The sequence below is a fragment of the Embleya sp. NPDC059213 genome (genome assembly GCF_042754445.1).
Taxonomy (GTDB): domain Bacteria; phylum Actinomycetota; class Actinomycetes; order Streptomycetales; family Streptomycetaceae; genus Embleya.
The window spans coordinates 1-9,931 of record NZ_JBHZAV010000270.1; the positions used below are offsets into that span (position 1 = coordinate 1).

The 9,931-nt window shown below is 73.1% G+C and carries 7 protein-coding genes; 5 read left to right on the plus strand and 2 right to left on the minus strand.

The window, feature by feature from the left end; translation table 11 throughout:
• The first annotated feature begins 236 nt into the window (after positions 1-236).
• Both ACFXMF_RS44560 and ACFXMF_RS44565 read left to right on the plus strand, forming a co-directional pair.
• Positions 237-1,151: an ABC transporter ATP-binding protein gene (locus ACFXMF_RS44560; protein WP_379989772.1), complete on the plus strand. Its 915-nt coding sequence runs from the start codon at positions 237-239 to the stop codon at positions 1,149-1,151.
• Positions 1,151-3,694, plus strand: a complete 2,544-nt coding sequence (locus tag ACFXMF_RS44565; RefSeq protein WP_360312212.1) for an ABC transporter permease — start codon at positions 1,151-1,153, stop codon at positions 3,692-3,694. Before ACFXMF_RS44560 ends, ACFXMF_RS44565 begins: the two co-directional genes overlap by 1 nt.
• 161 nt (positions 3,695-3,855) lie before the next feature.
• Here ACFXMF_RS44565 and ACFXMF_RS44570 read toward each other — a convergent pair whose 3' ends face one another.
• Positions 3,856-5,280, minus strand: a complete 1,425-nt coding sequence (locus ACFXMF_RS44570; protein ID WP_360312210.1) for a DUF2252 domain-containing protein — start codon at positions 5,278-5,280, stop codon at positions 3,856-3,858.
• Between the two features lie 153 nt (positions 5,281-5,433).
• Between ACFXMF_RS44570 and ACFXMF_RS44575 the strand changes: the two genes are divergently transcribed.
• The 3 genes from ACFXMF_RS44575 to ACFXMF_RS44585 all read left to right on the plus strand — a co-directional run bounded on the left by ACFXMF_RS44575 (position 5,434) and on the right by ACFXMF_RS44585 (position 8,343).
• Entirely contained in the window at positions 5,434-6,060 is a 627-nt protein-coding gene (locus ACFXMF_RS44575) for a maleylpyruvate isomerase N-terminal domain-containing protein (RefSeq protein ID WP_380021195.1), read from the plus strand.
• Positions 6,061-6,201: 141 nt separating this feature from the next.
• On the plus strand, positions 6,202-7,686 hold the full coding sequence (locus tag ACFXMF_RS44580; RefSeq protein WP_379992634.1) for an MFS transporter: 1,485 nt from the start codon (positions 6,202-6,204) through the stop codon (positions 7,684-7,686).
• 66 nt (positions 7,687-7,752) lie between these two features.
• A complete protein-coding gene (locus tag ACFXMF_RS44585; RefSeq protein WP_379992633.1) occupies positions 7,753-8,343 on the plus strand; it encodes a TetR/AcrR family transcriptional regulator in 591 nt (196 codons plus the stop codon).
• Between the two features lie 48 nt (positions 8,344-8,391).
• On the opposite strand, the gene ACFXMF_RS44590 is transcribed toward ACFXMF_RS44585, so the two are convergent.
• Positions 8,392-9,840 (minus strand): amidase, encoded by a 1,449-nt coding sequence (locus ACFXMF_RS44590; RefSeq protein WP_379992894.1) that lies wholly within the window; start codon positions 9,838-9,840, stop codon positions 8,392-8,394.
• Between the last annotated feature and the right edge of the window lie 91 nt (positions 9,841-9,931).

Here is a 9,931-nt window from a genome sequence, read left to right on the forward strand (position 1 = left end):
GCACAGTTGTGAGCACAACGCACGGGGGCGGTTCGGGGCACCGATCGAGTCCCCGAATTCGGCTTCCGACGCGCCTTCTCGGCGCGGCCGGACCCACGACGAGCCACCAGTGCCCAACGCACTGCCGGAGTGCGGGATCACCCCGCACCCGGGCCGGCCCGGACATCCGCCGCCGCACACCCATGGCGTCGTGGTCGCCGAATCACTCGACGGTCGAAATCTTTACGGGAGGCACCATGTTCGGGCGAGGCAAACGAGGCGACCGACGGGCGAATCCGGGGCCCGCCGCGTCCCCCCGCCCGGACCGGTCCGTACCGCACCGGCTCCCCCCGCACCACGGCGAGCCCGTCGCCTTCCCGTACGCACCCGCCGCTCAGGCGCCGGCACCCGCCCCCGCCGGCCCGCCCGCCGTACGACTCGAAGGGGTCGTCAAGACCTACGGGAGCGGCGCGGAGACGGTGCACGCGTTGCGCGGTGTCGATCTGCAGATCCCCCAGGGCACCTTCACCGCCGTGATGGGCCCCTCCGGCTCCGGCAAGAGCACCTTCCTGCACTGCGCCGCCGGACTCGACAAGCCCGGCTCGGGTCGTGTGCTGCTGGGCGACGACGACCTCACCGCGATGAACGAGAACCAACTCACCCGGCTGCGCCGCACCCGCCTGGGCTTCGTCTTCCAGGCGTTCAACCTGCTGCCCTCGCTCACCGTCGAGAAGAACGTGCTGCTCCCGCTGCGCCTGGCCGGCGAACGCGCCGACCGCCGCCGCGCCGCCGAGGTGCTCGCCATGGTCGGTCTGCACGAGCACGCGAACCGTCGCCCCGCGCAGCTCTCCGGCGGCCAACAACAACGCGTCGCGATCGCCCGCGCCCTGGTCACCCGGCCCGACGTGCTGTTCGCCGACGAGCCCACCGGGGCGCTGGACACCACCACGGCCGCCGACGTGCTCGGGCTGCTGCGCCGGGCCGTCGACGAGAGCGGCGCCACCATCGTCATGGTCACCCACGACCCGGTCGCCGCCTCCTACGCCGATCGGGTCGTCTTCCTCGCCGCCGGTCACCTGGCCGGCCACCTGCACGCACCCACCCCCGAAGCGGTCGCCGCCCGGATGGTCGCCCTGTCGCAGCCGGCCCGAGCGCAGGGGCGGGCCGCCTGATGTTCCGCAGCAACGGGCTCGCCCGTACCTCCGTGCGCTTTCGACCCGCGTCCTTCGCCGGGTCCTTCATCGCCCTGCTGTTCGCCGCCACGCTGGTGACGATGTGCGGGATCTTCCTGGAAAGCGGCCTGCGCGCCCACGTACCGCCCGGTCGTTACGCGGACACGCCGATCGTGGTCGCCGGCCAGAACAGCGTGCACAAGACCTTCGGCAGCGGCGAGGACAAGGAGGAAGCCACCGTCGCCCTGCCCGAGCGCTCCCGGATCGACGCCGGGCTGGCCGCGCGCATCGCGGCCGTACCCGGTGTCGCCACCGTCCTGCCCGACCTCACCTTCCCCGCGCAGACTCCCGCCGCGGTCCTCGACGCCCACCCCTGGTCCGCCGCCCGCCTGGCGGGCACCACCCAGGTCGGCATCGCCCCCGGGGCCGGCGAGGCGGTGCTGACCACCGACGCCGCCGCCCGGGCCGGCACCGGCATCGTCCCCGGCAGCACGCTGCGGGTGACCACCCCCTCGGGCGAGACCACCCTCAAGGTCGCGACCGTGGTCCCGGGCCGGGGCGCCCACCTGTACGTCGCCGACTCCGCGGCGGCCGGACTCGCCGGGAATCCCGGCAAGGTGACCGCGTTCGGCGTCCTGCTCGCCGACGGCGCCTCCACCGGGAAGGTCGCCGGCGACCTGCGCAAGACCCTCAAGGACGCCGACGTCAAGGTCCGCACCGGGGACGGGCGCGGCGAGGTCGACCACCCCGCACTGGGCGACACCAAGGTCATGCTCACCGCCGTCGGCGGGTCCTTCGGCGGCGTCGTCGCGATGGTCTCGATCTTCGTCGTCGCCGGTGCCACCTCGCTGTCCGTGGCCCAGCGCCGCCGCGACTTCGCCCTGTTGCGCGCCGTGGGCGCCACCCCCTGGCAGATCCGCCGCATGATCGCCACCGAGGCGGGCTGCGTGGCCTTGGCCGCCGGCCTGGTCGGGGTGCTGCCCGGGACCCTGCTCGCCCGGTTGTGGTTCGACCGGATGGTCGACCGGGGCATGGTCGAGCACGGCGTGAGCCTGTCGATCAGCCCGTTCCCGATGCTCGCCGCGGTCGGCGCCGGCATCCTGTCCGCGGTCCTCGCCGGGCTCCTGGCCGCCCGGGCAAGCGCCCGGACCAAGCCCACCGAGGCACTCGGCGAAGCCGGTGTCGAGCGGGCCCGAGTCGGCTGGTTCCGCCTGGGCCTGGGCCTGGTCGCGCTCGCCGGCGCGGCGGTCCTCTCCGGCCTCGCGATGAAGGTCAGCGGCGATCAGGCGGTCGCGGCGGCCAGTGGCGTGATCATGCTGTTCATGCTCGGCGTCGGCCTGCTCGGCCCGCTCATCGCGCACCTGTTCGTCCTGCTCACCGGCGTCGTCCTGCGCCTGTTCGGCGCCCCCGGGCAACTCGCCTTCGACAACGCCCGCACGAACTCGCGCCGCCTGGCCTCCGCGATCACCCCGATCACGCTCACCGTCGCCTTCGCGACCACGCTCATGTTCATGTTCGCCGCGCAGGACCACTACAGCGAAAAGCAGTCCAAGGCCGCCCTGACCGCCGACCGGGTGGTCACCGGCCCCGGCTTCCCGGCCCGCACGGCCGGCGACATCGCACACATCCCCGGCGTCGACGCGGTCGCCTCGATCCTGACCACCAGCGTGGTCATGTCCACCTCCGACGCGCTGGAGAAGTACCCCACCCAGGCCGTCGGCGGCACCGGCGGCGACCTCGCCAAGGTCCTCGACCTCGGCGTCCGCAACGGAGACCTGGCCGCCCTGCGCCCCGGCGCGGCCCAGCCCCCCGGCGGCGCGGTCGCGATGGACCGGCTCACCGCCGACGTCGTCAAGGCACGGGTCGGCAAGCCCATCGAGATGCGCCTCGGCGATGGCACCAAGATCAAGCCGACCCTGGTGGCCACCTACGACCGCGGCCTGGGCACCGCGGCGGTCACCCTCCCGCGCGCCACCGTGGAACACCACGTCGACGCCGCCATGGACGGCCGCCTGCTCGTACGCTTCGCCGACGGTGCGGACACCGCCGCCGCCGACGCCGCACTGAGCAAGGTCGCCGGGCAACACCCCGCCGCCAAGGTCTCCGACCGCGCCGGCTACGCCGCCGAGCGCGACCAGGCCCGGGAAACCAACAAGTGGACCAACCAGGTGATGCTGATCATCCTGGCCGGCTTCGCCACCATCGCCGCCGTCAACACGATGATCGTCTCCACCGCCGCCCGCCGCCGCGAACTCGGCCTGATGCGGATGATCGGCAGCACCCACGCCCAGGTGCGCGCGGTGATGCGCGGCGAGGCGGTCCTGGTCGGCGTCATCGGCCTGGCCCTGGGCCTGACCATCGCGATGATCACGCTCGTCCCGTTCGGCAAGGGCGCCTTCGGCGAGAGCACCCCCTACATCCCGATCCCGCTGCTCCTCGGCATCAGCGCCGCAGCCCTGCTCCTGGCGCCGCTCTCGGTGGCCCCGGTCACCCGACGCCTGCTGCGCATCGAACCCATCGACGCGGTCGGCGCAAAGGAGTGACCACCCCTTCGAAGGAGTAACCACCCCCTTCACCCGCCGCCCCCTGTCGCCCCCTGTCGCCCCCACCACGGGGCGACAGGGGGCGGCGGCGCGTCGACGTTCGACCGATGGCATCGGGTGCCGGCCGGGCAGCGGCCCCGATTCGCGTCCGGCCGGACGCCCTACGCGTCCTCGGCGCTCACCCGTCCCGATTTCACCGCCGCCAACAGGGCCGCGTGGTCGTGTTCGTTCTGGTCGGCGTACGCCTCGGCGAAGGTGGTCAGGGCCCGGTCGAACACGTCGCCACCGCCCAGGTAGGCCGCGATCGCGATCCGGTCCCCGGACCTGGCATGCGCGCGGGCCAGCGTCGCGCCACACAGCTCGCCGAACGCGCGCATGCCGCGCGGCACCATCAGGGACGGCTCGGCGATGCCCTTCCAGTCGCGCAACTGCCGTACGTAGAAGTCGCGTTCGCGACCATCGATGCCATCCAGGCGGATCCAGCCCAACATCATGTCACCCGCGGCCTGCATCAGGCGCTGACCCGCGACCACGCGCTCGCCCTGCATCGGATACGCGCTCGCGCCCGCATGCGCCGCCAGCACGGAGGTGTCGGCCTCCTTGGCCTGGAGGAACAACGGATCCCGGCCGTCCCGCCCCATCAGCAGGATGATCCAACAACGGGTGCCCACGCTGCCCACCCCGACCACCTTGCGGGCCATGTCCACCACGGTGTACTGGTCGAGCAGGCGCCGAAGGTCCGAGCGCAGCGTGCGTCGATAGCGGTCGATCAGTTCGTCGAGCCGCTCGCGCAGCGCGTTGTGCATGCCATCGGGGAGGAGGAGTTCGGAGACCGGAGTGATCAGCGGCGGCGACGAGACGATCCGGGGCCGACCGTCGACCTCGTGGGTGAGCTTGCCGAACGCCTGGAGGCTGTCCCGGGTGCGCGCCTTGGCCAGTGCCCGGGACATCCGCTTGCGCCCGCGCTTGTGCAACCGTCCCGATGCCAGGGCCTGGAGCAGGTCCGCGTCGGCCTTGGCGTACCACACGTCGAGATTGCGCATCCCGGCGAACCGGCGCATCTGTTCCCGATAGGTGCGAACGGTCGCGGCGACCACGTGCGCACGCTCTTCATCGGTGTAGCCGTTCTCCCGCCCCGCGATGACCAGACTCGTGGCCAACCGCTTCACGTCCCACTCCCACGGACCGGGCAGGGTCTCGTCGAAGTCGTTGAGATCGAACAGCAGCTGCCGTTCGGGCGAGGCCAACAAGCGGAAATTCATCAGGTGCGCGTCACCGCACAACTGCGCCCGAAGCCCCGAGGCGGGCGTACCCGCGAGATCCCCGGCCATGATCGCGGCGGCACCCCGATAGAACCGAAACGGCGACTCCGACATGCGCCCATAGCGAATCGGCACCAACTCCGGCACCCGCGACGCCGACTGCGCCTCGATCACGTCGATCGGATCCGGCCGCCGCCGAACCGGCGCGTACTCGCCATGACTGGAGCGGGGCGCCTTCGCCCGCGCCGCCCGCCCCCGATCGGCCCGCTCCCGAGGCGACGCTCCCACCGCATCGCGCACCCTGGTATCCGCCTTCGGCGTCATCACATGCCCTTCCGGAACCGAGGACGACACCCGGCCCACCCCACAGCAGACCCGAGTCCCGCACCCCTCGCGAGCCGAGTGCCTCCAACGAGTGATGCCGACGCGGGAAGGGCTTCGCGCCGAAATCGCGCGCCGTGTCGAGATAATCACGCCATGGATGCGAAGACGCTCTCGGTCGTGACGGAAACCTGCCGGACAGCCCTCGAAGGTCAGGTCGGGCGGGATTGGGATCGGCCGGTCCCCGGCATGACGTGGACGGTTGCCCAGGCCGTCGCGCACGTCGGCGACACCCTGCTCTGGTATGCCACGGATCTGGCGGGCGGGGCCCGGGAATTGAGCACCATGGACCTCGGGGTCCGGCCCGCCACGCCGCCCGCCGACCTGGTGCGCACGCTGGACACGTTCGCGACCGTGCTGGGCCGCGTGATCGAGGGCTCCACCGCCGACGCGCGCGGCTTTCACCCCTTCGGCGCGGCCGACGCCTCCGGCTTCGCGGCGATGGCCTGCGACGAGATGCTCGTGCACACGTACGACGCCCTGCGCGGCCTGGAGGTGGAGTTCACGCCGGCCGGCGACCTCGCGCGGGCCACCGCGGCACGGCTGTTCCCGTGGGCCCCGGCGCACCCGGACCCCTGGGAGACGCTGTTGTGGGCGAACGGCCGGCGGGACCTGCCCGGCTGCGCCCGGCAGACCGGTTGGCGATGGCACTGTGCCCCGCTGGACGAGTGGGACGGCACGATCCCGCACGATCCGCCCCGCCCCGAGACGCGCTCGGCGTAGGTAACTCGAACACGGTTGTACCGCTTTCCTGGATGCGCTTCGCTTACTCGAACACACCTGTACGAGATGTCCGGCGGGTGTCGGCGGCCGGACCCGGTCGCCGGCTCGCCCGCTCGGGCCGGCACTTCGAGGAGCGAAACGATGTCCCACGACAGCCCGTCCACGGTCGGCGCGCACCACGTGCCCGACCCGCACACCCACGCGCATCCGCGGGTCGAGGCGCAGGACCCGCCGGTGCCCCGGCGTTGGTTCGTGCTGGTCCTGGTGTGCGTCGCACAGTTCATGCTGATCCTGGACGTCACGGTGGTGAACGTCGCGCTGCCGAGCATCGGCGCGGACCTGGGACTCGGGCGGGAGCCGCTGACCTGGGTGGTCACCGCCTACGCCCTCGCGTTCGGCGGCCTGATGATCCTGGGTGGGCGGATCGCGGACACGCTGGGCCGGCGGACCGGATTCCTGCTGGGCCTGGCCGTCTTCACCGCCGCGTCGCTGGCCGCCGGATTCGCCCCGAACGGCGCGGTGCTGCTCGGCGCCCGCGTCGCGCAGGGCGCTGCGGCCGCGCTGTTGTCGCCGGCGGCGCTCGCGCTGGTGACGGTCACCTTCCACGGCCCGGAACGCAACCGCGCACTCGGCGTCTGGGCGGCGATCGGCGGGAGCGGGGCGGCGGCCGGCGTCCTGGTCGGCGGGCTGTTGACGGCCGGCCCGGGTTGGCAATGGATCTTCTTCGCCAACGTGTCGATCGGCGCGCTCGTGCTGGCCCTGGCCGGGTCGGTGATCCCCGTCGCGCCGCCCGTCGCCGCGCGAACCCGCCCGGACCCGGCGGGAGCGCTCGCGGCCACGGCGGGAACGGCGGCGTTGATCCTGGGTGTGACGCGGGCGGGCGATCTCGGTTGGACGTCGCCGTGGACGTTGGCGTCACTGGCCGGGGCCGCGGTCGGCTACGCGCTCTTCGTCCTCGTCGAGCGCACGCGCACCGACCCCCTGGTGCCCCTGGCCCTGCTGACCCGCCGACCGGTGGTCTCCGGCGCGTTCGTGATGCTCGTGGCGAGCGGACTGTTGATCCCGCTGTTCTTCCTCGGCTCGCTCTACCTGCAACACGCCCTGGGCTTCGGCCCGTTGCGGACCGGGGCGGCCTTCCTGCCGGTGGCCGTCGCGGTGGCCGTCGGTGCCCATGTCGGGAGCCTGCTGGTCGGTCGGGTCGGTGCCCGGCCGGTGGGAGCGGGCGGTCTGACGATCGCCGCGGCCGGGGCCCTGTGGCTGAGCCGGCTGCCCGAGCACGGCGGACCGTCCGACGTGGTCCCCGGGTTGGCCCTGGCGGCGGCGGGCCTGGGACCCGCCTTCGTCGCGGCGACCACCACGGCGATGTCCCGGGTGCGGCACCACGAGGCGGGCATCACCTCGGGCCTCGTCAACACCTTCCACGAACTCGGCGGCGCGCTGGGCGTCGCCCTGGTCTCGGCGATCGCCGCACCCAGCCTCGCGGGCGGCGATGCCGGTGGAGTCGGCGGGTACACCGACGCGTTCCTCGGCTGCGCGGGCACGGCCGCGGTCGCGGCGCTCGTGGCATGGGTACTCGTGCCCGCGGGCAGGCCGCCCGCCTCCGACGGCCCGAGGCACGTGCACTGACCCTCGCCACCGGGCCGGCACCGCGGCCACGCGGGCGGGACGACTTCGACAGTAGGGTTGACCACCATGGGTGCGCCATCACCACCGGCCGTACGGCGACGAGCCGACGCCGAACGCAACATCGCCGCCATCCTCGCCGCCGCGCTCGGCGCCTTCGGGCGCGACCCGGACGCCACGATGACGGACATCGCACGCGCCGCCGGCGTCGGACGGGTGACCCTGTACGGGCACTTCGGCTCCCGGGACGTGCTCCTGGAAGCCACGATCGGGCAGGTGCTGGGCGAGATGCACGCGCTGCTCGACGACGTCGAGGGCACCGCCGGGTCGGCCGACGAGGCACTGGTGCGACTCGCCCGCGAGGGCTGGCAGGTGCTGGACCGCACCCGCGGCCTGCGTCGGGCGGCCCTCAAGGCACTGGGCGAGGCGAGCCTGCGCCGACACCACGCCCGGGTCCTGACCCGGGTCGACGAACTCGTCGCGCGCGGTCGGAACGAGGGTGCCGTCCGCACCGACCTCCCGGCCGCGTGGCTGACCGCGACCTACTACGGGGTGATCCACACCGCCGCGGACGAGGTCGACGCCGGCCGCCTGGATCCCGCCGCGGCCGGGGACACCATCGCCGCGACCCTGCGCTCGGTCCTGGCCGCGCCCGGGTGAGCCCGCCGGTGCCCGCCCGGTGTGGCCGGGCGGGCACCGGGGATCCCGTCAGAGGGTCGGGCGGCTGTTCGGGGTGTAGGCCCAGGGACGGACCGCTTCGAGGGCCGCGCCGACGCGGAAGACCATCTCGTCGTCGTACGTCTTGCCGACGATCTGCACACCGGTGGGCACACCATTGGACGCGAAGCCCGACGGCACGGCCAGGACGGGGACCCGGCTGCAGATGTTGAACGGCGGGGTCAGCGCCGCGTCCAGGTAGAAGTCCAGCTCGACGCCGTCCACCACGACCTTGGTCTCGGTGTAGTCGTCGTCCGCGACGAACGCCGGGATGGCCGTGGTGGGGCAGATCAACGCGTCGAACCCGTCGAGCAGTTCGCCCAGTTCGGCGTAGATGGCGCCTTCCAGGGCGAGCCCCTCGGCGAACGAGGTCCGGCAGGCCGCGGCCTTCTCGTGGAACGCCCGCAGGTACGGGTTGACCAGGTCCGGCGCGGCATTGATCGCCTCGCCCGCCTCGGCGCCCATGATCGCGGCGAAGTGGGCCATCAGGGCCCGGTTGACCAACTCGCGGGTCCAGCTCAGCTCGACCTCCTCGACCACCGCACCCGCGGCGCGCAGGGCCTCGGCGGTGGCGCGCGTGTTGGCGGCCACCTCGGGGTCGATCGGGTGGTCGCCGAGGGTGACGCTGAGCGCGATCCGCAGGCCCTCCGCGCCGCGCGCGCCGGCGTACTGCTCGGGCAGTACCAGCTTCGGACGCAGCGACACGACGTCGCCCTTCCACGGCCCCGCGATGACGTTCTCCAGCAGCGCGCAGTCGGCGACCGTGCGCGCCATCGGGCCGTCGTGGCAGTACTGGTCGAGGCTGTACGGCGGCATCGCCGGCACCCGGCCGAACGGCGGCTTGAACCCCACGACACCGTTGAACGAGGCCGGGATGCGGATCGAACCGCCGATGTCGGAGCCGCTGGCCAGCGGCGCGTATCCGGCGGCCAGCGCGGCACCCGAACCACCCGACGAACCGCCGCACGAGTACTCGGGGTTCCACGGATTACGGGTCACCCCCCACAACTTCGAACTGGTGAACCCGGCGGCGCAGAACTCGGGCGTGCTGGTGCGCATGTGCACGATGCCGCCCGCGTCGGTGATCCGCTGGATCACCGGGTGCGTCTCGGTGGCGACCTCGTCGACGAGCAGCAGCGATCCCTGACGGATCGAATGCCCCTCGATGGGGTGCTCCTCCTTGGCCGCGACCGGGATGCCCTCCAGCGGGCGAACCTCGCCGCGACCCTTGCCGAGGTAGCGCTGCTCGGCCTCGCGCGCCGCCGCGAACGCCTGGTCGTGCAGGGACTCCACGACCGCGTTGACGACGGGCTCGGCGGCGGCGGCCCGGTCCAGGACGGCGGTGAGCAGTTCGACGGGGGAGAGCTCGCGGGTGCGGAAGGCGGCCAGGGCCTCGGTCGCGGTGAGGTAGGCGAGATCGGTGGTCGGGGTGGTGGTCATGGTGACTTCCCTGTGAGTTCTGGGGGTTCGGTGGTGTTCGGCGGGCGCGGCCCGGCCGGCGCGGGTCGGCGGGCCCCCGGCCCCGTCGACC

What these genes read in the sequence shown, in the direction of transcription:
- ACFXMF_RS44560 (WP_379989772.1), top strand. Translation starts at nt 237, where the DNA reads ATGTTCGGGCGAGGCAAACGAGGCGACCGACGGGCGAATCCGGGGCCC.
- ACFXMF_RS44565 (WP_360312212.1), top strand. Translation starts at nt 1,151, where the DNA reads ATGTTCCGCAGCAACGGGCTCGCCCGTACCTCCGTGCGCTTTCGACCC.
- ACFXMF_RS44570 (WP_360312210.1), bottom strand. Translation starts at nt 5,280, where the DNA reads ATGACGCCGAAGGCGGATACCAGGGTGCGCGATGCGGTGGGAGCGTCG.
- ACFXMF_RS44575 (WP_380021195.1), top strand. Translation starts at nt 5,434, where the DNA reads ATGGATGCGAAGACGCTCTCGGTCGTGACGGAAACCTGCCGGACAGCC.
- ACFXMF_RS44580 (WP_379992634.1), top strand. Translation starts at nt 6,202, where the DNA reads ATGTCCCACGACAGCCCGTCCACGGTCGGCGCGCACCACGTGCCCGAC.
- ACFXMF_RS44585 (WP_379992633.1), top strand. Translation starts at nt 7,753, where the DNA reads ATGGGTGCGCCATCACCACCGGCCGTACGGCGACGAGCCGACGCCGAA.
- ACFXMF_RS44590 (WP_379992894.1), bottom strand. Translation starts at nt 9,840, where the DNA reads ATGACCACCACCCCGACCACCGATCTCGCCTACCTCACCGCGACCGAG.